Source organism: Amycolatopsis mediterranei, assembly GCF_026017845.1.
Classification (GTDB): domain Bacteria; phylum Actinomycetota; class Actinomycetes; order Mycobacteriales; family Pseudonocardiaceae; genus Amycolatopsis; species Amycolatopsis mediterranei.
Genome location: NZ_CP100416.1, coordinates 10,315,557 through 10,336,181 on the forward strand (window position 1 = coordinate 10,315,557; position 20,625 = coordinate 10,336,181).

The window sequence follows — 20,625 nt, forward strand, 5'->3', positions numbered from 1 at the left end:
CCGATAGGCTGGGCGTGCGTCAGTACCTGTGTGAGCGCTGTGAATACCGTGAACCTGCTGACGCGGCACACCGTGCAAACCGGGGTCGAGAACAGGCAGGGGTTCATGCTCGAGGGCAATGCGGAACGCAGCGTCGAGGCGACCCTCGGCCACCTGCGGGTCATGGACGGTCCGGCCCCGGCGCAGGCGCCGACACCGCTGACCCTCGAAGACCTCTACCGCCAGCACCGCATGCGGCTGGTCCGGCTGGCGATTCTGCTGGTGGACGAGCCCGCGACGGCGGAAGACGTGGTCCAGGAGGCCTTCACCGGCCTGCACCGCAACTGGAGCAGGCTCCGGGACGCCGCGGCCGCGGTCGGCTACCTGCGCACCGCGGTGGTCAACGGGTCGCGCAGCGTGCTGCGCCGCCGCAAGACGGCGCGTGAGTACGTGCCGCCGCACGCGGTGAACGCGCGCTCCGCGGAGAGCCTCGCGATGCTCTCCAGCGAGCACCAGGCCGTGGTCAGCGCGCTGTCGAAGCTGCCGCCCCGCCAGCGCGAAGTGCTGGTGCTGCGGTACTACGGCGGGCTGAGCGAGGCCGAGATCTCTGAGGCCGCAGGTATCTCCAAGGGTACCGTTAAATCGACCGCCAGCCGGGCGCTCGAGGCACTCCAGAAGGCCATGCAAGCCCCACAGTGACCCGGGTGGACCATTCCGATCACTGAGTCGTATCACCATGCTTGGTCCAGACCAATATATGCTGGGGTGCGTGAGAGGCGCCGGAGATTTCGTGATCATGGGCGGCCGGGTCGCCGCCCCGGACCGTTTACTCGACGACGGCTGGGTGGCCGTGTCCGACGGGCGGATCGCCGGCGTGGGTTCCGGGACCCCGCCGTCGGGCGAGCACGTCGACGTCGGTGGGGCACTGGTCGTGCCCGGGTTCGTCGACACCCACTGCCACGGCGGGGGAGGTGGCTCGTTCACCTCCCTCGATCCCGGGGAACTTCTGACGGCGGTGCGAGCGCACCGCCGTCACGGCACCACGACCATGCTCGCCAGCCTGGTCTCGGACCCGGTGGACATCCTGCGTGAACAGGTCGCGGCGCTGCGTGAGCTCGTCCAGGACGGCGAGGTCGCGGGCATTCACCTGGAGGGGCCGTTCATCTCGAAGGCCCGGTGCGGCGCGCACGACCCGGAGACGCTGCTCGAACCGGACACCGGCACGGTGGAGAAGCTCCTGCGCGCGGGCCAGGGCGCGATCCGGATGGTCACCATCGCCCCCGAGCTGCACGGCGGCGTGAAGGCCGTCCGCCAGCTGGCCGAGTCCGGCGTGATCGCCGCCATCGGGCACACCGACGGCGTCGAGGAGCAGCTGCTCCCGGCGATCGACGCGGGCGCGACGGTGGCGACCCACCTGTTCAACGGCATGCGGCCGCTGCACCACCGCGAGCCCGGCCCGATCGGCGCGCTGCTGGACGACGAGCGCATCACGATCGAGCTGATCTGCGACCTGGTCCACCTGCACCCGACGGTGGTCCGCCTCGCGGCGAAGCACGCGGGCCGCAATCGGACGGTCCTGATCACGGACGCGATGTCGGCCACCGACGCCGCGGACGGCCGCTACACGCTGGGCCGCCTCGAGGTCGACGTCCACGACGGCGTCGCCACCCTCGCCGACAACGGTTCGCTGGCCGGCAGCACCCTGACGATGGACACCGCCTTCCGCAATCTGGTCCGGGGTGCGAAACTCGGCATCCTCGACGCGGTGCACGCGACGTCGCAGCGGCCCGCGGAGCTGCTCGGCATCGCGGACCGGACCGGGATGCTGTGCTCCGGTTACCAGGCCGACATCGTGGTCCTCGACCAGGACCTGCGGCCGGCGAAGGTGTTGCGCCGGGGAGAATGGGTCGCCGAGGTGGGTACGGCTACCTTGAGTACGTAGGTGTTGCGAGCGGACGGGCGGAGATGAGCGAGCCGAAGGACCCCGAGCAGCTGCTGGCGGACGCCCTTCGCGCGCAAGCCGTCTTCGCACCGCAGGTGTCGCCGCCGCCACCCAAGGCGTCCGACACGTCTTCGTCGTCACCCGCCGCTCCGGCTTCTTCGACGTCTTCGGGTTCGTCGGCTGCCTTGCCGGCTGGGGCTCGCGGGGCCGAGCCGGCCACCGACGCGGTCCCGACCAGCGCGATCAACGAGCTGCCCTCGGCGTACGGGCTGCTCTCCGGGGCGAGCGCGGACTCGCTGGAGCGCGAGCGCGCGGCCCTGGAGGCGGAGGCACCGACGACGTTCACCCCGCGTCCGCCGGAGCCGGAACCGGCGCGGACGTCGGCGCAGCTGCCCGCGTACTGGATCTTGTTGCTGGCGGTGCTGCTGGGACTCGCCGCGGGGTCCGTGGTCGGCCTGCTCACGCTGGTCTGACGGGTCTCAGTCACGACTCAGGGTGACCCTGTACCGTTTTCCAGGTGATTCTCGCCCAGAGCACGGTCAACACGATGTCGCTGCTGCCGTCATGGCTGGACCCGCAGCACCTGCTGAGCGGTCTGACGACACCGGTCATCGCGGTGCTGTGCCTGATCATCTTCATCGAGAGCAGCATCTTCCCGGTCCTGCCGGGCGATTCGCTGCTGTTCACGGCGGGCCTGTTCATCGCGAACGGAACGCTGAACGCCCCGTTGTGGCTGGTCTGCGTCCTGGTGACGGCGGCGGCCCTGCTCGGCAACGTGGCCGGCTACTACCTCGGCTACTTCGCCGGCCCGAAGCTGTTCAACCGCCCGGATTCGAAGTTCTTCAAGCGCGAGTACGTGGACAAGACGCACGAGTTCCTCGACAAGCACGGCCCGAAGGCGGTCGTGCTGGCCCGGTTCGTCCCGTTCGTCCGCACGTTCATCACGTGGATCGCGGGCATCGGCCGCATGGACCCGAAGCGCTACTTCACGTACACGGTCCTCGGCGGCATCCTGTGGGCCGCGGGCATCACGATCCTCGGATCGTTGCTGGGCAACATCGGGTTCATCCGGGACAACGTCGACGCGATCTTCGTGCTGATCGTGCTCGTGTCGGTGGTGCCGATCGCGCTGGAGTACCTGAAGTCGCGCCGCGAGAAGAAGGCGGTCGCGGAGGCGGATCCCGAGGTCACGCAGCGGATCCCGCGCATCAAGGAGTAGCCGGCCCGGCCGCACCCGGGCTGTCGGTCGGCAGCCCCAGCGCTTCGGCCACGGCCAGGAGGCGTTTGTCGTAGGTGACGAAGGACGTCAGCTGCCTGCCGAACACGGCATGTGCGGTGGCGAGGTGGATGGCGTCCAGCGAGCGAAGGTCCGGCGAGGGGTAAGCGGCGGCGGTCCGGCGCACCACGTCGTCGATTTCGTACTTGGCGACCCGGGCCATCACCGCGGGAACGTCGGTGAGCAATCCTGGGTCGCTCCGCAGGAGAGCCCGCGAAACTTCGACCTCGGCCAGCGTCGACGTGACGAGCACGGTGCCCTGCCGTTCGTCCAACCAGTCGACGAGCGCCGCACTTTCGGCCTCGTGCCGGATCAGCTTCACCAGGGCGGCCGTGTCCAGGTAGATCATCAGTACCGTTCGTCGTCGCGCAGTTCGCGAACCAGTTCCCCGGCCTCGAGGTCGGTCCGGACGGGTCCGTGCGGGCGCGGCATCGGCCCGTTCACCGAGGCGGGGTGCAGCTTTCCCGAAGCGATCAAAGCCGAGACCGGACTGGGCTGCGCCGGGACGATACGGGCGATCACCGTGCCGCGTTCGGTGATCTCGACGTCCTCGCCGGCCTTCACCCTGGCGAGCACCCCGGCGGTGTCCTGGTTCAGCTCACGCACACCTACCTGATTCACGGGAACCAGTGTAGTACATGGGCGTAGTACCGCTACGTCATCGAGAACATCGAGCCCGGGTTGAACAGGTTCTCCGGGTCCAGCGCCCGCTTGATCTGCTGGTGCACCCGCAGCCCCACCGGTCCGATCTCCCGCGCCAGCCACTCGCGCTTGATCTTCCCCACCCCGTGCTCCCCGGTCACCGTGCCGCCCAGGGACAGCCCCACCTCGAGGATCTCGTCGAACGCGCGCTGGGCCCGCTCGAACTCGTCCGGGTCGTCCGGCTGGTACACGATCGTCGGGTGCATGTTGCCGTCGCCGGCGTGGCCGACCACGGCGATGCGCAGGCCCACCTCGGAACTGATCTTCTCGCACCCGCGGATCAGCTCGGCGATCCGCGTCCGCGGCACGCAGACGTCGTCGGTCAGCCACAGCCCGTACGTCTCCAGCGCCGTGAGCACCACGCGGCGGGCGTGCAGGAGCATCCGGCCCTCTTCCAGGTCCTCGGTCGTGTACGCCAGGTCCGCGCCGCAGTCCAGGCAGATCTGCTCCAGCGCCGCCAGCTCGCGGCGGGCCACCTCGCCGCCGGCGTCCGACTGGCCGATCAACAGCGCCTGGCAGTCCGACCCCGCGCCCAGGTCCGTCTTCAGGTACGCCTCCGACGCCTTGATCGAGGACGCGTCCATGATCTCCAGCAACGACGGCACGAGACCTTCGCGCACCACCCTGGCGACGGCCTCCCCCGCGGCTTCGGTGGTGCCGAAGCCCGCGACCAGCGTCGCCGGGGCCTGGGGCAGCGGCTTGAGCTGGACCGTGGCCTGCGTGATCACGCCGAGCGTGCCCTCGCTGCCCACGAACAGCCGCGCCAGGTCGTAGCCCGCGACGCCCTTCACCGTGCGGCGGCCGGTCTTCAGCAGCGATCCGTCGGCCAGGACGACCTCCAGGCCGAGCACCGAGTCCGTCGTCACGCCGTACTTCACGCAGCAGAGACCGCCGGCGTTGGTCGACAGGTTGCCGCCGATCGTGCACCAGTCGTAGCTGGACGGATCCGGCGGGTAGAACAGCCCGTGCTTCTCCACCGCGTTGCGGAAGTCCAGGTTGACCACGCCCGGCTGCACGACCGCCAGCCGGTTGCCCGCGTCGATCTCGACGATCTCGTTCAGCTTGGTCAGCGACAGCGTGACGCAGCCGTCGATCGCGTTCGCCGCACCGGACAGGCCGCTGCCCGCCCCGCGCGGCACGATCGGCACCTTGGCCTCGGTGCAGGCCTTGACGACGGCCTGCACCTCCGCGGCGTTCGCGGGCAGGACGACGGCGAGCGGTGTGCCCGAGGGCGCCAGCGGCATCATGTCGCGCGCGTAGGAGGCGGTGACGTCGGAGTCGGTGAGCACGGCGCCCTTGCCGAGCAGGTCCCGGAGCCGGGTGACCAAAGCTTCGTTGCTCATGGCCTCATCGTAAGCCCGGACAGTCCGCACTGCGGAAATCTTCTTTCGAAACCAGCCGAATCGGAGCAGTGGGTCAGCGGACCAGCCCCAGCAGCTTCTCGACGTGGACGGTCAGCAGCACCCGCTGGTCGGTGACCATGGCCGCGCGGTACTCGGCCCAGTCCGGGTGCTCGCCCGCCGCGCACCGGTAGTAGTCGACCAGCGCCTCCACCGTGTCGTCGTCCGGCGCGGCCGCCGGCGCCGTGAGCGAAGCTCGCCCCTCGGCGACGACGTAGCTCCAGCCGTCCTCGCTGCCCACGTGGAACGTCACCCGCGGGTCCCGGCGCATGTTCTTCGTCTTGGCCCGGGTCTCGGTGATCGACGCGATCAGCGTCGCCGGTTCCGGGTCGTATCGGTAGGTGATCGTGGACAGCTGCGGCCGGCCGTCGCGGCGGATCGTGGCGAGGACGCCGTGGCGGCGGGCGGCGAGGAAGTCCTTCAGCGCTGTGTCGTCGGTCATACCCTTCTCAACCCGCCGCGGGCGCCGTTGTTCCGACGGCAACCCCGGAGAAATGTGCTTGCATACGACAACTAAAGTGTGTTCTGCCACATCACGAGGTACCCCGCTTGCATAACCGCTCATGAAGGCACATCCTTGCCTGAGGCAACTAGTTGCAGTCGCCAACCAAAGCCTTGAAGGATCACCATGGCACCGAACAACTCCGCCACCCGGCCGAAGGCCGAACTGGACCTCGCCGACCAGCTCGGGCACGAACTCGTGCGCCTGGTCCGGCTGATCAACAAGGCGAAGTCGCAGGTCTCCAAGCTGGGTCCGGACGGCATCGAGCGGGCGGCGTACGCGATCCTCTTCACCCTCATCCACGAGGGCCCGCAGCGCACCAGCAAGCTGGCCGAGTCGCTCCACTCCGAGATCTCCACGATCAGCAGGCAGTCGAGCTCGCTCGTGCAGCACGGCCTGGTCGAGCGCCAGGCCGACCCGGAAGACGGGCGCGCCTGCCTGCTCGCGCCGACGACCGAGGGCATGCGGGTGTTCGAACAGAACCGCAAGCAGCGCAACCAGTGGCTGGCCGAGGTGCTCGGGGACTGGACCGACGGGGACATCCAGACCCTGAACCGCCTCTTCAGCCGGCTCAACACAGGTATCGAGAACCACTCTCCACAGCTGGCCGACGCGCACGCGTCCGCCGGTGCACCGGCCAAGGGGGCCAACGCATGAGCACCACCGTCGAACAACCGATCGTGGCGAAGGAACCACCACGGCTGAGCCACCGCCAGATCGTCACGATCCTGAGCGGCCTGATGTGCGGCATGTTCCTCGCCGCGCTCGACCAGACGATCGTCGGCACGTCGATCGTCAAGATCGCCAACGACTTGCACGGCTTCGACCTGCAGGCCTGGGCGACCACGGCGTACCTGATCACCTCGACGATCGTCACGCCGATCTACGGCAAGCTGTCGGACATCTACGGCCGCAAGCCGTTCTACCTGGCCGCGATCACGATCTTCGTCGCCGGTTCGCTGGCCTCGGCCTTCGCGCAGTCGATGTACCAGCTGGCCGCGTTCCGCGCGGTGCAGGGCCTCGGCGCCGGCGGCCTGATGTCGCTGGCCATGACCATCCTCGGCGACATCGTGCCGCCACGGGAACGGGCCAAGTACCAGGGCTACATCCTCGCTGTGTTCGGCCTGTCCACCGTGCTGGGCCCGGTGCTGGGCGGCTTCTTCGCCGGCATCGAGCACGCCGGCAGCATCTTCGGCTACGACATCCACGGCTGGCGCTGGGTCTTCCTGATCAACGTCCCGATCGGCATCCTCGCGCTGTTCGTCGTCGCCCGGGTGCTGAACGTGCCGCACATCCCGCAGAAGCACAAGATCGACTGGTGGGGCGCCCTCGCTCTGGTCGTCGCGGTCGTGCCGTTCCTGATCGTCGCCGAGCAGGGCCAGAAGTGGGGCTGGGGCGACGGCAAGTCGATCCTCTGCTACGTCGTCGGCGGCGTCGGCGTGATCGCGTTCATCGCGGTCGAACGGTGGATGCAGGACGCCGCGCTGATCCCGCTGCGGCTGTTCAAGAACTCGACGTTCACCGTGGCGATCATCGGCGGTGTCATCGTCGGTGTCGCGATGTTCGGTGCGATCACCATGATCCCGCAGTTCCTGCAGGTCGTGCAGGGCAAGACGCCGACCGAGTCCGGGCTGCTGATGCTGCCGCTGATGGCGGGCATCATGACCAGCTCGATCGTCTCCGGGCGGATCACCGGCAAGACCGGTCGCTACAAGGTCTTCCCGATCGTGGGCACCCTCATGATCGCCGCCGGTGCGTTCTTCTTCGCGCAGGTCGACTACGACTCGCCACTGTGGCACCCGCTGGTCGCGGCCGCCATCATCGGCCTCGGCCTCGGCCAGTGCATGCAGACGCTGATCATCGCGGTGCAGAACGCGGGCCCGCGCAGTGACATGGGTGTCTCGACCGCGGCGGCGACGTTCTTCCGCCAGATCGGTGGTACCGCCGGTGTCGCGATCTTCCTGACCGTCCTGTTCAACACCCTGCGGCCCAACATCACCAAGGCGTTCGGCGGGCAGCTGCCGCCCGGCGCCGGCGCGAGCGTCGGCAACCTGTCCGAGAACACCAGCGTGATCCAGTCCCTGCCGGAGGCGATCAAGACGCCGATCCTGATCGGCTTCACCGACTCGATCACCACGGTGTTCTACATCGCCGGTGCGGTCGCCCTGCTGGCCACGGTGGTCCTCCTGTTCATGAAGGAGATCCCGCTGACCAACGCGGCCCCGGCCGCGGCGGCCATGGAGGGCGGCGAGGCGCTGCTCGAGGCGGACGACCACGCCGACGAGCCCACCGAGATCGTCGAGCCGGTCCGCCCGGCCGACCGCGAGCCGGCGCTCGTCGGCAGCGGTGGCAAGCACGCGCTGAGCACCAACGGGCACGGTGACTACCAGGCCGTGTCGGGTGCGCTGCCGATCACGAACTCCCTCGCGGACGCCGAGATCGACGTCCCCGTCGGCGCCGGCGGCCTGCCGGTGACCGGCCACGTCCGGCGCCAGGACGGCAGCCACGTGCCGGGTGCCGCGCTGACCCTGATCGACCAGCGCGGCCGCCAGGTCGCGCGGGCCACCGGTGCCGCGGACGGCAGCTACTCGGTGCCCAGCCAGGGCCCGGGCGCGTACGTCCTCATCGTGTCGGCCCACGGCCACCAGCCGCAGGCCTCCAGCGTCGTGATCAGCAACGGGCCGGCGACGGTCGACGTGACGCTCACCGGGTCCGGCGAGCTGACCGGCACCGTGCGGGCGGCCGCGACCGGCCAGCCGCTGCCGAACGTGACGGTGACGCTGACCGACGGCCGCGGCGAGGTGAACGGCGCGTTCATCACGACCACCGACGGCACCTACGCCTTCGTCGGGGTCGGCGCCGGGGCGTACACCCTGGTCGCCAGCGGCGCGGGCTACCGGCCCTTCGCGGTGACGCTGACCGTGCCCGACAGCGGCGTCCTGCGGCACGACGTCGAGCTCGCCAGCTCGGTGCTGCTCGCCGGCACCGCGCGGACCGAGGGCGACCGGGTGGTCCCGGACGCGCGGATCACCGTGCTCGACGCCGAAGGCAACGTGGCCGCGGTCGCGCGGACCGACGGCGAAGGCCGGTACCTGGTCAGCGACCTGCCCGCGGGCGCGTACACCGTGGTCGCGAGCGGCTACCCGCCGGCGACCAGCCAGGTGGAGCTGACCGGCGGCGAGGCGGCCCACGACGTCCGGCTGAGCTACGACCAGGCCCTCGACGAGCTGGTCGACCGGTCATGACCGGTCTGCGCGCGACCCTCCGCACGGCCGAGGGCTGGGCGGTGGAGCACGCGGTGCTCACCGTCACCGACCCGGCCGGGCGGCAGGTCGCCCGCCAGCCGGCGGACGTCCGCGGGGAAGTCGTCACCGACGCGCTCGCGCCGGGTGTCTACACCGCTGTCGTCACCGCGGCCGGGTACACCCCGGTCGCGCGGACGGCCCAGATCGCCTCGGACGGCAGCGGCTCGCTCGGCGACGTCGTGCTGGCTCCGGTCGCCGAGGCGATCGAGCTGCCGCCCGCCGGGCCGTGGGTGATCGACCCGATCCACTCGTCGGTCATGGCGACCGCGCGGCACCTGGGCATCGCGAGCATCAAGGCGCGGTTCCCGGACGTCTCGGGCCGGATCGAGATCGGCCGCCCGGCCGAGCGGTCGTCGGTGCACGCCGAAATCAAGGCGGCGAGCATCGAAACCGGCATCAAGATGCGCGACGACCACCTGCGCTCGCCGGACTTCCTCGACGTCGACGTGCACCCGGTGATCACCTTCACCAGCACGGGAATGCGGCAGCTCGGGGTGGACTCGTGGACGCTGCTGGGAGACCTCACGCTGCACGGCGAACACCGGCAGATCGAGCTGGCGCTCACCTACGGCGGCTGGGGCCCGGACCCGTGGGGTGGCGTGCGCGCCGCGTTCCACGCCGAGACGACGCTGCACCGCAACGACTTCGCGATCAACTACGGCGCGCTGGCCCGCGCCGGCGTCGCGGTGGTCGGTACGACGGTGAAGATCGAGCTGGACATCGAAGCGGTGCAAGGCGAGTCGCTGCCGCAGTTCTGAGTCTCGACGGTCGGAGGCCCTCTCACCGCTGATGAGGGGGCCTTCACCGTTGGTGAGAGCTGAATCTTCGGGCGAGCTCGATTTGCCCGTTCGCCGTGGCCCGTTCACCCGGGCCACGTAGGCTCGCGGTGTGAACGTCGTGAGCATCGAGGCCGCGGGCGTCGGCGTGAGCTGGCTGGACACCGCCGGACCGCTGCTCGTCTGGGTGATCGTGCTGAGCTTCGTGCTGGTCGAGTGCGCGCTGATCGTCGGGCTGTTCCTGCCCGGCGATTCGCTCCTGTTCGGGGCGGGTGTGGTGCTCGCGCAGCACGGTTCGGACGCCAACGCGTGGTTCCTGTCGGGCGCCGCGCTGATCGTCGCCGTCCTCGGCAACCAGATCGGCTACTTCATCGGCCGCAAGAGCGGGACGAAGCTGATCGCCCGCCGCGACGGCAAGGTGCTGAACCGCCACAACCTCGAGCGCGCGCAACGGTTCCTGGACCGCCGGGGCTTCTTCGCGATCGTGGCGGCCCGCTGGATCCCGTGGATCCGCACGCTGGCCCCGCTGATCGCGGGCGCCGCAAGGATGGACCAGCGCCGGTTCCTGGTGGCGACGACGCTCGGCGGGCTGCTCTGGGTGCCGACGCTGGTGCTGCTCGGCTACTACGGCGCCGGCCTGCTGAACGTGCTGCCGTGGCTGAAGACGGCGGCGCTGTGGCTCAGCATCGCGTTCTTCGTGTTCGGCACCGGGTACGGCGTGCTGCGCTACCGCCAGGAGATGCGCCGCCCGGTGGACGCGCCGGACGACAGCAACGCCCGCGCCTGAGCAGTCTGGCGGGGGTCCGGGTGGCGGAGCCCCCGGCCCGAGGCGAAGCCCCGGATGTCACAGCAGTCTGGCGGGGGTCCGGGTGGCGGAGCCCCCGGCCCGGGGCGAAGCCCCGGAATGTCACAGTCCTCAGAGCTGCGGGTCGGTCCAGATTTCGAGCTGGATGCCGTCGGGATCGCGGAACACGATCACGCGCGAGCCTTCGAAGGTCCGCGACGGCGCGACCGGCGTGTACGAGACGCCGAACTCCTGCAGCCGGCTCTCCCATTCGGCCAGCTCGGCGGCCGAGTGCACCCGGAAGGCGACGTGGTCCAGGCCGGTCCGGCGTTCGTCGAACCCGCGGCGCCCGGTGTCCGCGTGCTGGACGAGGACCACGGAGAACTCGTCACCGGCGGACCGCAGCACGACCTTGCGCAGTCCCGTGTCCGGCTCTTCGCGCCGGGTGACCTCCTCGAGGTCGAGGACACGCACGTACCACGGCACGCTGCGGTCCACGTCGGTCACGGTGAGCGCGAGATGGTGCACGGACATGAGTTTGGCCATGGCTTCCGAAGCCGTCCTTTCCGGTGGCGGCTCCCCAGAGTTGCACAGCGTTCGACCACCGAAACCGAGGTGACCAATTCCCCGGCCAATCGTGATCTCGCCGTCTCCGGCCGTCCCAGCAGGCGGACGGGACGTACCGGCGGTCACACCCGTCTTACGGATGGTGACCGCCGGTGACACTCACTGGCTGAGCAGCCGCATCCGGCCCTCCTCGTGGATGCGCTTGGTCGTCACCCGGTCCGGGTAGCACCGGGTGAACATGTTCGTGAAGTGCGTGCCGTAGTGGATGCTTTCGTCCCCACCGGCCAGCGGGCGGACGGTGACGCCGAACGCCGGCTCGTGGAAGTACGCCAGCGTGTACCGCTCCCGGTCCCCGAGCCGGACCTTGTGCGGCGTCGACAGGAGCCGGCCGCCGGTCAGGAACTGGAGGATGTCGCCGGGAAACACGGTGAACACCGCCGGTTCGGGTTCGACGAAGTGCCAGGGCGGTTCGTCCTGGTACATCCCGGCCGTGCTTTCTTCCGGCAGCCAGTTGCGGAGCCGCGGTTCACCGGGCACCGGCGGCCGGATGAAGAGGCCGCCGACGTCGTCCTGCGCGGCGATCACGAGCAGGCCGTAGTCGGTGTGCGCGCCGATCCCGCGTTCGGTGGTCGCGGACCGGGCCGGGAACCGCAGCACGCGCATGTGGTGCCAGCCGTCCCGGGTGAGCCGCGTCAGCCGGTCGATCTCCACGCCCAGCCCGAGGGCGACGAGTTTCAGGAGTTTCTCGCCGATTTCGCCGACTTCCCGGAGATGGGCCTCCATCGCCGTCCGGTAGCCGTCGTCCGGCCACGGGACCGGTCCGTGGCACGGCCAGCCCTCGGTGACGCGGGTGTCGGTGAGCGGGATGTCCGGGCACACCGTGAAGATCTCGGAATAGTCGGCTTCGCCCGCGGTCACTTCTTCGCCGGAAGCGATGTAGCCGCTGTAGGTCAGATCGCTGACGAGTTTCGCTTTTTCCGGCAGGGAGCCGGCGAAGAACCGCCGGCTTTCGGCGAGTGCTTCACCGGTGATGCGGGCCTGCTCGGCAGTGGCGGCGACCTGGAAGATCCCGTCGTCCTCCCAGGTCCGGACCAGCTGTTTGCCCAATATCCGATCGATTGTCGTCCCACCCACCGAAACGGGCAGCTCGAACGTTCGCATTGTTGTTCACCTTTCGCGCGGTTCCGGGAACGCTCACCACACGAAAGCCGGGAAATGCCGGTTCACAAGGATCAACGGCCGCCGCCGACCTCCAAAACCGCACCTGTCGTGAACGAAGACGCCTCCGACAGCAGGAACCACACCGCTTCGGCGATTTCCGCAGGCTGACCGGGCCGGCCCAGCGGAATCTGCGGCGCGTACTTCGCCATCCGGTCCGGCAGGCCCGCGGCCGCGTGCAGGCCGGTGTCGATCATGCCCGGCCGGACCGCGTTGACCCGGATCCCGTCCGCCGCGACTTCCTGTGCGAGCCCGAACGTCAGCGTGTCCACCGCCGCCTTCGACGCCGCGTAGTGCACCCACTCGCCGGCCGAGCCGGTGCGTGCCGCCGTCGAGGAGATGTTGACGATCGCGCCGCCGTCGCCGCCGTGGCGGGTCGACATCCGGCGGACCGCCTCCCGGCAGCACAGGAACACCCCGGTCACGTTGACGTCGAGGGTGCGCCGGACGACGCCGACCTCGTAGTCCTCGAGCCGGCCCGGGGTGTTGCCGGTGATCGCCGCGTTGTTGACCAGGCCGGTCACCGGGCCCAGCTCCGCCGCCGCGGCGAACAGCGCGCGGACGTCGTCCTCGGCGGAGACGTCCGCGCGGAACGCCAGCGCCTGCCGTCCCGCGGCACGCACCTGCTCGGCGACGGCCTCGGCGGGCGCGGGGTCACCGGAGTAGTTCACGACGACGTCGTCGCCCCGCGCGGCGGCCAGCACGCAGATCGCCGCGCCGATCCCGCGGCTGCCGCCGGTGACGACGAGGGTCAAATCGCGAAGTTCGCCAGCGGCAGGTTCTCCAGCACCAGGTCGGCGCGGTCGCGCGTCTGCGAGATGAGGTCGGCGTTGCGCTGGTCGGAACCGAGCGCGCGCTGCCGGGCCTCGACCAGCGAACGGCCGTAGCGGCGGTGGCGCGACACGAGCCGTTCGATGCGCTCGGGCTCGTCCGGCGCGAGGAACCAGGCCTCGGTGAGCAGCGGCCGGATCGCGCTCCACGGGTCGTCCGGCAGCAGCAGGTAGTTGCCCTCGGTGATGACGAGCTGGACCTCCGGCGGCACCGCGACGGCCCCGGCGATGGGTTCCTCGATCTCGCGGCGGAACTCCGGCGCATACACCGTTTCGCGGCCTTCGGCCAGGCGGCGGATCAGGTGGTAGTAGCCCGCGGCGTCGAACGTGTCCGGGGCGCCCTTGCGCTCGGTGCGGCCGAGCCGGCGCAGCTCGACCTGCGCGAGGTGGAAGCCGTCCATGCCGACCACCGCCGCGCGAGAACCGAGCGCGTTGGCCAGCGCCCAGGCGAGCGTGGTCTTGCCGGACGCGGGCGAGCCGATGATGCCGAGCACGTTGCGCTGCCCGCGCACGGTCAGCCCCTCGGCCCTGGCCAGCAGGTCGTCGAACGCCGTCATGTCCTGTTCCTTCCTGCGATCGCGGTCGTCCACGACCGCGGTCCCACATGCCGCACCCGTTCGGCGGCCACCTCGTTGGCGAAGCGGATCCGGTCCGTCACCGTCCGTTCGCGGGTCACGGCCACGGCGAGCGCGCCGTGCCAGACGTCGCCCGCCCCTAGTGTGTCCCGCGCTTCGACTTCCGCGACAGGCACCTCACCCGAGCCGCCGTCCGCTGTGGACCAGCGCACCGGGTGCGGCCCCGCGGTGGTGATGACGGTCGGGACGCCGCGTTCGTGCAGGCCGGGCTCCGGCGCGGTGAAGTGCGCCGAGCACGCGGCCACGTCCACCAGCGGGAGGAGCTCGTCGAGGACGGGTTTCCAGCTGCCGGTGTCGAGCACGACCGGGACGTCCCCGGCCGCCCGGGCGACGGACAGCGCGAGGCCGGGGTGGTGGCCGTCGACGAGCACCACGTCCGCGTCGACCGTGCCGTCCCAAGTCGCTTCGGAGCCCGCAGCGTTGCGCGAGACGACCGTGCGCTCGCCGTCGCGGTCGCGGACCGCCACCGCGCTGACCGGCGGCGGCTCGGTCCGGCCGGGGTCGAGGTCGACGACCCGGACGCCGTGGGTTTCCAGGTCGGCGCGGGCGAGCGCCGCCAGCGGGTGTGCACCGAGGACGGTCAGCAGGGTCGCTTCGGCGCCGAGCGCGGCCGCCGTCACCGCGGCGTTCGTCGCGGGCCCACCCGCGGCGACGTCCACCTGCAGCGACTGCACCTTCTCGCCCGGCGCCGGAAGTTCCTCGACCCGCTGGACCAGGTCCACCGTGCACAAACCCGCCAGCAGCACTCTCACTTCAAGCCGGCCACGTGCGTCGCCGCGGCGGCCTCTTCCACTTCGCCGTTTTCGTTGAGCCGCAAGGCACCCGTGAGCAGGCCGACGACCTGGTTCATCGAGTGCGTCTTCGGCGAGACGACCGCGACGCGCTTGCCGAGGCGGTGCACGTGGATGCGGTCGGCGATGTCGAACACGTGCGGCATGTTGTGGCTGATCAGCACCACCGGCAGGCCACGGTCGCGAATCCGGCCGATCAGGTCGAGCACCTTGCCGGACTCGGCGACGCCGAGGGCGGCGGTGGGCTCGTCCATGATCACGGCCTTGGTGCCGAACGCGGCCGCGCGGGCCACGGCGACGCCCTGGCGCTGGCCACCGGAGAGCGTCTCGACGGGCTGGCTGATCGACTTGATGTTGATGCCCAGCTCGTCGAGGATCCGCTGCGCCTCCGACCGCATGGTCGCGGTGTCGAGCTTGCGGAACAGCCCGAGCGGGCCCTTGAGCCGCTTTTCCCGGCCCAGGAACATGTTCGACGCGATGTCGAGCGCGGGCGCGACGGCGAGGTCCTGGTACACCGTCTCGATCCCGTAGTGCCGAGCGTCCAAAGGGGACTTGAAGTGGACGGTCTTGCCGTCCACTTTGATCTCGCCCTCGTCGGGGATCACCGCCCCGGACAGGGTCTTGATGAGCGAGGACTTCCCGGCGCCGTTGTCGCCGACGACGGCGAGCACCTCGCCGGGCAGCAGGTCGAAGTCGGCCCCGTCGATGGCGGTCACCCGGCCGTAGCGCTTGACCAGCCCACGGGCTTGCAGGATGGGTTCGGTCATGACTGCTGCTGCCTCCTCGCGATGCGGTCCACCACGACGGCGGCGATGAGCAGGGCGCCGGTGGCGAGGTCCTGGTAGTTGCCGTCCACGTTCATCTGCGTCAGCCCGGACCGCAGCACCGCCACGACCAGCGCGCCCATCAGCGTGCCGAGCACCGAGCCGCGGCCGCCGAAGAGGCTCGTGCCGCCGAGGACGACGGCGGTGATCGAGTCGAGGTTGCCGAGCTGGAACTGGTTCGGGTCGGCGTTCGGCGTCCGGCCGAGCGCCTGCCAGGCGGCGATGCCGAAGGTCAGCCCAGCTACGATGTACACCGAAAGCACCGTGCGGTTGACCTTGATGCCGGACAGCCGCGCGGACTCCGGCGCGTTGCCGACCGCGTAGACGTGCTTGCCCCAAGCCGTTTTCGTGAGCGCGTACCAGACGCCGAGGTACATCAGCAGCGCCAGCGTCATGCCGTAGGTGATCGGGATGCCGCCGAAGAGGTAGCGCTTGGTGCCGAGCCACTGCAGCACCCCGTCGGTCACCGGCACGGCCTGGCCGCCGGCGATCAGCTTCGACACCGCGGTCAGCATGGTGAACGTGCCGAGCGTGATGATGAAGGCCGGCAGCTTGATCCGCGTCGCGAGGCCGCCGATGAAGATGCCGACGATGATCGTCAGCACCACCCCGGCCAGCAGCGCGACGAAGCCGTTCGTGCCGGCCGCGGCGAGCTTCGCCATGATCAGCGTCGCGACGACCATCGAGGCCGCGTTGGACAGGTCGATGCCCGCGATGAGGATGACGAGCGTCTGGCCCAGCGCGAGTGTTCCGACGACGAGCGACTGCTGGACCACCGTGGACAGGTTGTCGAGGTCGAAGAACGTGTCCGTGGCCAGCGAGAAGACCACGATCGCGACGACCAGCGCGAGCGCCGGGCCGACCGCGGGCGCGCGGAGCAGGAAGTCGCCGAGGGACTCACGGTCCTTTGGAGACACTGCGGTCGCTGTTGTCGCGTTTGCCGATGTCACTTCGTGCCTCCCCAGCAGTTCTGCAGGCCCCAGGCCGAGTCGTGGCTCTCGATGCCGGGCAGGGGCTTGTCGGTGATCACGGCGGACCCGGTGTTCACGAAACCGGACGGCTTCTTCCCGGTCCTGGCGTACGCGACGGCGGCGAGCACACCCTGCTCGGCCATCTTCTTCGGGAACTGCATGACGGTGGCGGCGATCTGGCCGTCCTTGACGTTCTGGACGCCTTCGCAGCCGCCGTCGATGGAGCCCATCACGATCTGCCCGGTGAGCCCACGCGCCTTGAGCGCCGCGTACGCGCCGCGGCCCATCGGCTCGTTCATCGAGTAGACGGCGTTGATGTCGGTGCTGCGCTGCAGCAGGTTCTCCATGCCCTGCTGGGCGAGGCTCTGGTCGCCGTTGGCCGCGGTGTGGCCCTTGATCTCCGGCGAGCCGTCGGTCAGCCCGATGCCCTTGAGGAAGCCGGTGTGCCGCTGGGTGTCGACCGAGCTGCCGGCGGTGCCGTCGACCATCAGCAGCTTGGCCGGGACGCCCTTGAGCGCGGCCTTGACGTAGGCGCCCTGCTGCTCGCCTGCCGCGAAGTTGTCGGTGGCGAAGGTGGCGTCGACGGCGTCCGGCGGTTCGGTGGCGGTGTCGAGGGCGATGACCAGGACCCCGGCGTCGCGGGCGTCCTTGATCGCCTTGAGCACGCCGGTGGACGAGCTGGGCGTGATCAGGATGGTGTTCGCGCCCTGCTGGCGGAGGTTCTCGATGGCGCGGACCTGGCCGTCGTTGTCGCCGTCGAACTGGCCGGCGAGCGCGCTGAAGTCGGCGCCGTTGGCCTGCGCGGCCGCTCTGGCGGAGTTGCGGAGTTCCACGAAGTAGGGGTTGGTGTCGGTCTTGGTGACCAGGCCGACCTTCGCCTTGCCGCTCCCGCCCGTGTTGGTGTTGCCACCCCAGTGGCGCTCGACCGTGCACCCGGTCGTCGCGGCGAGGACGGCGGCCAGCGTGAGCGCGGCGAGACTTCGCTGTCTCATGGGATTCCCAGCCTTTGTTCGTGTCGAGGCTTGCCGATGGTCGGGAAGGTAGACAGACTGCTCCCTGCGCGCAAGCGTTTGCGCAAACGCTTGCCGGAAAGGATGGGCATGCCCCAGTCGAAGTCTTCGCGGCCGACCCAGCGGGACATCGCCGAGCTCGCGGGCGTGTCGATCACGACCGTTTCGCACGTGGTGAACGGGACGCGGGCGGTCGCCGAGGACACCAAGGCGGCGGTGCTGCGGGCGATCGAGACGACCGGCTACACCGGCGACGCCATCGCGCGCTCGCTGGTCACCGGCGGCACGCGGTCGATCGGGATGGCGATCTCCCTGGTGGCCAACCCGTACTTCGCCACGCTGATGCAGGCGATCGAGCGGGAGGCGTCGGCGCACGGGTACACCGTCCTGCTGGCCGACACCCATGACGCGGCGGACACGGAACGTGACACCGTGCGGGCGCTGCGCTCCCGTCGCGTCGACGGCCTGCTCATCACCCCGGCACCCGGCGACGGGCCGGTGATCGGCGAGCTGGTGTCCCTGGACGTGCCCACCGTGCTCATCGACCGGCTGGCCACCCGCACCGACGTCGACCAGGTGGGTTCGGAGAACATCCAGGCGACGTCGGCGCTGACCGCACACCTGGCCACGCTCGGGCACCGGCGGATCGGGATGATCAGCGGCGTGCCCGGGCTGTCGACGAGCGAGGAGCGGGTGCTCGGCTACCGGCTGGGGCTCGGCCGGTCCGGGCTCACCTGGTCGTCCGACCTCGTGGCCTGCGGAAACTCCTCGCGCGAGGGTGGCGCGCTGGCGCTGAGCACGTTGCTGGCGCTGCCCGAGCCGCCGACGGCGCTGGTGGTCGGGAACGACAGCATGATGGTCGGGGTGCTGCACGAGGCCCGGCGGCGTGGGCTGCGGATCGGGCGCGACCTGCCGGTGGTGGTCTACGACGACGTCGAGTGGGCGGACCTGGTCGACCCGCCGCTGACGACGATGGCGCAGCCGATCGAGGAGATCGGCCGGCAGGCGGTGCGGCTGCTGCTGGCCCGGATCAACGACCCGGCGCGCAAGGCCGAGACGGTCCGGCTGGCACCCACTCTGCGTCATCGTGAGTCGTGCGGCTGCCCACCGGTTCACTCACTTCAGTGAATCTGGGTTCCTGATATCCCCGCGCCGCCGTTCACCGGATACCTTTCCGCTGAGCGTCTGCGAGGGCTTATGACCGCACTTTCGCCGGACCTCCGGTTGTGGGACCCCCCGGTCACCTACCGGATCGGCGTCGCGATGGGTGTGCACGCGCACCCGTACACCGGCGAGCTGCTGCGCGCCATCCGGGCGGCCGCGGCGCAGGCGGGCTGTGACGTCGTACTGGCGGACACCGAGGACACCCTGGGCGAAGAAGCCGCGGTCGTGCGCGCGCTGCGCGCGGACCTCGTGGACGGCGTGCTGCTGGTCCCCTCGGCCGGCGACGAAGCGGTGATCAACGGCCTGGTGCGGATGGGCGTGCCGACGGTCCTGGTGGATCGGGTGGCCGCCCGCAACGACGTCGACCAGGTGGGCACGGAGAACGTGCACGCGGTGGCGTCGCTGGTCCGTCACCTGACCGAACGCCGCCACCGGAAGATCGGCTTGATCTCGGGTGACGAGAGCCAGGAGGTCAGCCGCGAGCGCGTCCGCGGCTACCGGCTGGGGCTGGAGCAGGCGGGCCTGCGCTTCAACCGCGAGCTGGTGGAGTGCGGGCTGTCGACCTCGGGCGGCGCCACCCGCGCGACGGCCAAGCTCCTCGACGGCTGGCCGTCACCGACGGCCCTGGTGGTGGCGGACGAGGCGATGCTGGTGGGCGTCCAGTACGAGGCCCACCGCCGCGGGATCCGCATCGGCTCGGAGCTGGCGGTGGTGGGTTACGGCGACATGGACTGGGCCCGCCGCGTCACCCCGGCGGTGACCACACTGGTCCAGCCGGTCGCGGACCTGGGCCGCCGGGCGGTGCAGCTGCTGATGTCCCGCATGGCCGACCCGGACCGGCCACCCGAATCGGTCTGGCTGACCCCGAAATTCCTCCACGGCGCCTCCTGCGGCTGCTGACCTACTCCGGATCGAGCGTCGCCGCCGCCTCCAGGAGCATCCAGCCGCCCACCTGGACCGACATGTCCCGCTCCGGGGCGTCCTCCGGCAACGGCCACGGCGCCGGGCGGTCCCAGTACGCGCTGAACAGCGGGCCCTCCGGCGTTTCCGCGGCCCCCGCCCAGCAGGCCTCCGCCGACGTCCGCACCAGTGACCGGGCCACCGAAGCTTCCGGGCCGGGCAAGGAACGAGCCGCCAAGGCCAGGTACCGGACCAGGATCGCCGCGAACAACCCGCCGTCGCCGCCGCCTTGGCCGCGGATCACTCCGCCCGGCGCGAGGTGCTCCGCCACCGCGCGAACGGTTCGCGCCGCATTGTCCACTTCGGACAACTCCAGGCACGCACCGAGGTAGACCCCTTGGCAGTACGTGTAAATGTGCTTCACCAGCTCGCCCGTGCCCGCGCGGATCCCGTCCCAGACCAGCCCCGGCTCCGGATCGACCAAAGTGGACGAAAGCCAGTCCGTCATCGCGCGGGCGCGGGCGAGGTTTCCCGTCCGGGCGTGGAAGATCGCCGCCGGGCCGTTGGCGGGGGCGTTCTTGAAGTCGTCGCCGCGGCGCCACCAGATGCCGCCGCCCGCCGCCGACGTCCAGCCCGACAGCAGTTGCCCGTCGATCGCCGCCACGGCCGGGCCGACGTCGATGCCCAGTGACGAAACCCGTTGCAGCGCCAGGCCGAGCCACGCGATGTCGTCGTAGTAGTCGTTCGTCCACTTGCCGAAGTTGCGCAGCCGCACCGAACGCACGAACGCGCGGATCACGGCGAGCCGCGCGGAAGAAGGTGCGCGCAGCTGGGCGTCGACCAGCGTGTCCAGCAGGTGCGCCTGCCACCAGTAGTTCCAGTGCCAGTGCAGCCGCTGGTCAACGGAAGCCGGCCAGCGGCTGCGGCCCAGGACCGTGCCGGGCAGCGCCCACACCCGGCGCAGGTGCCGCGAAGTCACCGCGTGTTCCGCGGCCGAGACGTCCATGACGCAATCGTGCCTTGCCCATCGACATACCGCTCGGTATGTT

At 70.3% G+C, this 20,625-nt stretch carries 23 protein-coding genes; 10 read left to right on the forward strand and 13 right to left on the reverse strand.

Annotated elements, in window-relative coordinates:
* Positions 1 to 105: 105 nt before the first annotated feature.
* The 4 genes from ISP_RS46705 to ISP_RS46720 all read left to right on the forward strand — a co-directional run bounded on the left by ISP_RS46705 (position 106) and on the right by ISP_RS46720 (position 3,140).
* Positions 106 to 678, forward strand: a complete 573-nt coding sequence (locus ISP_RS46705; protein WP_034284396.1) for an RNA polymerase sigma factor — start codon at positions 106 to 108, stop codon at positions 676 to 678.
* A 91-nt stretch (positions 679 to 769) separates the two neighbouring features.
* Complete coding sequence (nagA, locus tag ISP_RS46710) at positions 770 to 1,921, forward strand: N-acetylglucosamine-6-phosphate deacetylase (protein ID WP_013230828.1); 1,152 nt, start codon at positions 770 to 772, stop codon at positions 1,919 to 1,921.
* A gap of 23 nt (positions 1,922 to 1,944) precedes the next feature.
* On the forward strand, positions 1,945 to 2,394 hold the full coding sequence (locus ISP_RS46715) for a hypothetical protein (RefSeq protein WP_013230829.1): 450 nt from the start codon (positions 1,945 to 1,947) through the stop codon (positions 2,392 to 2,394).
* A 44-nt stretch (positions 2,395 to 2,438) separates the two neighbouring features.
* A complete protein-coding gene (locus ISP_RS46720) occupies positions 2,439 to 3,140 on the forward strand; it encodes a DedA family protein (protein ID WP_013230830.1) in 702 nt (233 codons plus the stop codon).
* Here ISP_RS46720 and ISP_RS46725 read toward each other — a convergent pair.
* The 4 genes from ISP_RS46725 to ISP_RS46740 all read right to left on the reverse strand — a co-directional run bounded on the left by ISP_RS46725 (position 3,130) and on the right by ISP_RS46740 (position 5,741).
* Positions 3,130 to 3,546 carry a type II toxin-antitoxin system VapC family toxin gene (locus tag ISP_RS46725; protein ID WP_013230831.1) on the reverse strand — a complete coding sequence of 139 codons (417 nt, stop codon included), beginning with the start codon at positions 3,544 to 3,546 and terminating at the stop codon, positions 3,130 to 3,132. The two genes, ISP_RS46720 and ISP_RS46725, sit on opposite strands and share 11 nt — an antisense overlap.
* Positions 3,546 to 3,818 carry a type II toxin-antitoxin system Phd/YefM family antitoxin gene (locus ISP_RS46730; RefSeq protein WP_014467864.1) on the reverse strand — a complete coding sequence of 91 codons (273 nt, stop codon included), beginning with the start codon at positions 3,816 to 3,818 and terminating at the stop codon, positions 3,546 to 3,548. The genes ISP_RS46725 and ISP_RS46730 overlap by 1 nt, the downstream gene beginning before the upstream one ends.
* Before the next feature lie 32 nt (positions 3,819 to 3,850).
* Positions 3,851 to 5,242 carry an FAD-binding oxidoreductase gene (locus ISP_RS46735; protein ID WP_014467865.1) on the reverse strand — a complete coding sequence of 464 codons (1,392 nt, stop codon included), beginning with the start codon at positions 5,240 to 5,242 and terminating at the stop codon, positions 3,851 to 3,853.
* Between the two features lie 73 nt (positions 5,243 to 5,315).
* A complete protein-coding gene (locus tag ISP_RS46740; RefSeq protein ID WP_013230834.1) occupies positions 5,316 to 5,741 on the reverse strand; it encodes a PPOX class F420-dependent oxidoreductase in 426 nt (141 codons plus the stop codon).
* A gap of 186 nt (positions 5,742 to 5,927) precedes the next feature.
* Between ISP_RS46740 and ISP_RS46745 the strand changes: the two genes are divergently transcribed.
* From ISP_RS46745 to ISP_RS46760, 4 genes are all read left to right on the forward strand, one after another.
* Positions 5,928 to 6,458: a MarR family winged helix-turn-helix transcriptional regulator gene (locus ISP_RS46745; protein ID WP_013230835.1), complete on the forward strand. Its 531-nt coding sequence runs from the start codon at positions 5,928 to 5,930 to the stop codon at positions 6,456 to 6,458.
* Entirely contained in the window at positions 6,455 to 9,046 is a 2,592-nt protein-coding gene (locus ISP_RS46750; RefSeq protein WP_013230836.1) for an MFS transporter, read from the forward strand. The genes ISP_RS46745 and ISP_RS46750 overlap by 4 nt, the downstream gene beginning before the upstream one ends.
* Positions 9,043 to 9,864: a YceI family protein gene (locus tag ISP_RS46755; protein ID WP_013230837.1), complete on the forward strand. Its 822-nt coding sequence runs from the start codon at positions 9,043 to 9,045 to the stop codon at positions 9,862 to 9,864. Before ISP_RS46750 ends, ISP_RS46755 begins: the two co-directional genes overlap by 4 nt.
* A 130-nt stretch (positions 9,865 to 9,994) precedes the next feature.
* The gene (locus ISP_RS46760) at positions 9,995 to 10,669 is read left to right on the forward strand and encodes a DedA family protein (protein ID WP_013230838.1); all 675 of its coding nucleotides are present in this window, start codon (positions 9,995 to 9,997) and stop codon (positions 10,667 to 10,669) included.
* 129 nt (positions 10,670 to 10,798) lie between these two features.
* Here ISP_RS46760 and ISP_RS46765 read toward each other — a convergent pair whose 3' ends face one another.
* The 8 genes from ISP_RS46765 to ISP_RS46800 all read right to left on the reverse strand — a co-directional run bounded on the left by ISP_RS46765 (position 10,799) and on the right by ISP_RS46800 (position 17,494).
* A complete protein-coding gene (locus tag ISP_RS46765) occupies positions 10,799 to 11,212 on the reverse strand; it encodes a VOC family protein (protein WP_013230839.1) in 414 nt (137 codons plus the stop codon).
* 180 nt (positions 11,213 to 11,392) lie between these two features.
* Positions 11,393 to 12,394 carry an isopenicillin N synthase family dioxygenase gene (locus ISP_RS46770; protein ID WP_013230840.1) on the reverse strand — a complete coding sequence of 334 codons (1,002 nt, stop codon included), beginning with the start codon at positions 12,392 to 12,394 and terminating at the stop codon, positions 11,393 to 11,395.
* A gap of 71 nt (positions 12,395 to 12,465) precedes the next feature.
* Complete coding sequence (locus ISP_RS46775; protein ID WP_013230841.1) at positions 12,466 to 13,206, reverse strand: SDR family oxidoreductase; 741 nt, start codon at positions 13,204 to 13,206, stop codon at positions 12,466 to 12,468.
* Positions 13,203 to 13,838 (reverse strand): nucleoside/nucleotide kinase family protein, encoded by a 636-nt coding sequence (locus ISP_RS46780; protein WP_013230842.1) that lies wholly within the window; start codon positions 13,836 to 13,838, stop codon positions 13,203 to 13,205. Before ISP_RS46780 ends, ISP_RS46775 begins: the two co-directional genes overlap by 4 nt.
* Positions 13,835 to 14,662, reverse strand: a complete 828-nt coding sequence (locus tag ISP_RS46785) for a PfkB family carbohydrate kinase (RefSeq protein WP_013230843.1) — start codon at positions 14,660 to 14,662, stop codon at positions 13,835 to 13,837. The genes ISP_RS46780 and ISP_RS46785 overlap by 4 nt, the downstream gene beginning before the upstream one ends.
* Before the next feature lie 2 nt (positions 14,663 to 14,664).
* On the reverse strand, positions 14,665 to 15,474 hold the full coding sequence (locus ISP_RS46790) for an ATP-binding cassette domain-containing protein (protein ID WP_013230844.1): 810 nt from the start codon (positions 15,472 to 15,474) through the stop codon (positions 14,665 to 14,667).
* Positions 15,471 to 16,448 carry an ABC transporter permease gene (locus ISP_RS46795; protein WP_013230845.1) on the reverse strand — a complete coding sequence of 326 codons (978 nt, stop codon included), beginning with the start codon at positions 16,446 to 16,448 and terminating at the stop codon, positions 15,471 to 15,473. Before ISP_RS46795 ends, ISP_RS46790 begins: the two co-directional genes overlap by 4 nt.
* 29 nt (positions 16,449 to 16,477) lie before the next feature.
* Positions 16,478 to 17,494: a substrate-binding domain-containing protein gene (locus tag ISP_RS46800; protein WP_013230846.1), complete on the reverse strand. Its 1,017-nt coding sequence runs from the start codon at positions 17,492 to 17,494 to the stop codon at positions 16,478 to 16,480.
* A gap of 108 nt (positions 17,495 to 17,602) precedes the next feature.
* Between ISP_RS46800 and ISP_RS46805 the strand changes: the two genes are divergently transcribed.
* Positions 17,603 to 18,640 (forward strand): LacI family DNA-binding transcriptional regulator, encoded by a 1,038-nt coding sequence (locus ISP_RS46805; RefSeq protein WP_013230847.1) that lies wholly within the window; start codon positions 17,603 to 17,605, stop codon positions 18,638 to 18,640.
* A 69-nt stretch (positions 18,641 to 18,709) separates the two neighbouring features.
* Complete coding sequence (locus ISP_RS46810) at positions 18,710 to 19,576, forward strand: LacI family DNA-binding transcriptional regulator (RefSeq protein WP_013230848.1); 867 nt, start codon at positions 18,710 to 18,712, stop codon at positions 19,574 to 19,576.
* 1 nt (position 19,577) lies between these two features.
* Here the strand turns inward: ISP_RS46810 and ISP_RS46815 are convergent, their stop codons facing one another.
* The gene (locus ISP_RS46815) at positions 19,578 to 20,582 is read right to left on the reverse strand and encodes a glycoside hydrolase family 76 protein (RefSeq protein WP_013230849.1); all 1,005 of its coding nucleotides are present in this window, start codon (positions 20,580 to 20,582) and stop codon (positions 19,578 to 19,580) included.
* Positions 20,583 to 20,625 lie beyond the last annotated feature (43 nt).

Coding starts and splice junctions, on each gene's coding strand:
- ISP_RS46750 (WP_013230836.1), top strand. CDS start 6,455: ATGAGCACCACCGTCGAACAACCGATCGTGGCGAAGGAACCACCACGG.
- ISP_RS46810 (WP_013230848.1), top strand. CDS start 18,710: ATGACCGCACTTTCGCCGGACCTCCGGTTGTGGGACCCCCCGGTCACC.
- ISP_RS46735 (WP_014467865.1), bottom strand. CDS start 5,242: ATGAGCAACGAAGCTTTGGTCACCCGGCTCCGGGACCTGCTCGGCAAG.
- ISP_RS46780 (WP_013230842.1), bottom strand. CDS start 13,838: ATGACGGCGTTCGACGACCTGCTGGCCAGGGCCGAGGGGCTGACCGTG.
- ISP_RS46715 (WP_013230829.1), top strand. CDS start 1,945: ATGAGCGAGCCGAAGGACCCCGAGCAGCTGCTGGCGGACGCCCTTCGC.
- ISP_RS46765 (WP_013230839.1), bottom strand. CDS start 11,212: ATGGCCAAACTCATGTCCGTGCACCATCTCGCGCTCACCGTGACCGAC.
- ISP_RS46815 (WP_013230849.1), bottom strand. CDS start 20,582: ATGGACGTCTCGGCCGCGGAACACGCGGTGACTTCGCGGCACCTGCGC.
- ISP_RS46725 (WP_013230831.1), bottom strand. CDS start 3,546: ATGATCTACCTGGACACGGCCGCCCTGGTGAAGCTGATCCGGCACGAG.
- ISP_RS46705 (WP_034284396.1), top strand. CDS start 106: ATGCTCGAGGGCAATGCGGAACGCAGCGTCGAGGCGACCCTCGGCCAC.
- ISP_RS46800 (WP_013230846.1), bottom strand. CDS start 17,494: ATGAGACAGCGAAGTCTCGCCGCGCTCACGCTGGCCGCCGTCCTCGCC.
- ISP_RS46790 (WP_013230844.1), bottom strand. CDS start 15,474: ATGACCGAACCCATCCTGCAAGCCCGTGGGCTGGTCAAGCGCTACGGC.
- ISP_RS46805 (WP_013230847.1), top strand. CDS start 17,603: ATGCCCCAGTCGAAGTCTTCGCGGCCGACCCAGCGGGACATCGCCGAG.
- ISP_RS46770 (WP_013230840.1), bottom strand. CDS start 12,394: ATGCGAACGTTCGAGCTGCCCGTTTCGGTGGGTGGGACGACAATCGAT.
- ISP_RS46745 (WP_013230835.1), top strand. CDS start 5,928: ATGGCACCGAACAACTCCGCCACCCGGCCGAAGGCCGAACTGGACCTC.
- ISP_RS46740 (WP_013230834.1), bottom strand. CDS start 5,741: ATGACCGACGACACAGCGCTGAAGGACTTCCTCGCCGCCCGCCGCCAC.
- ISP_RS46755 (WP_013230837.1), top strand. CDS start 9,043: ATGACCGGTCTGCGCGCGACCCTCCGCACGGCCGAGGGCTGGGCGGTG.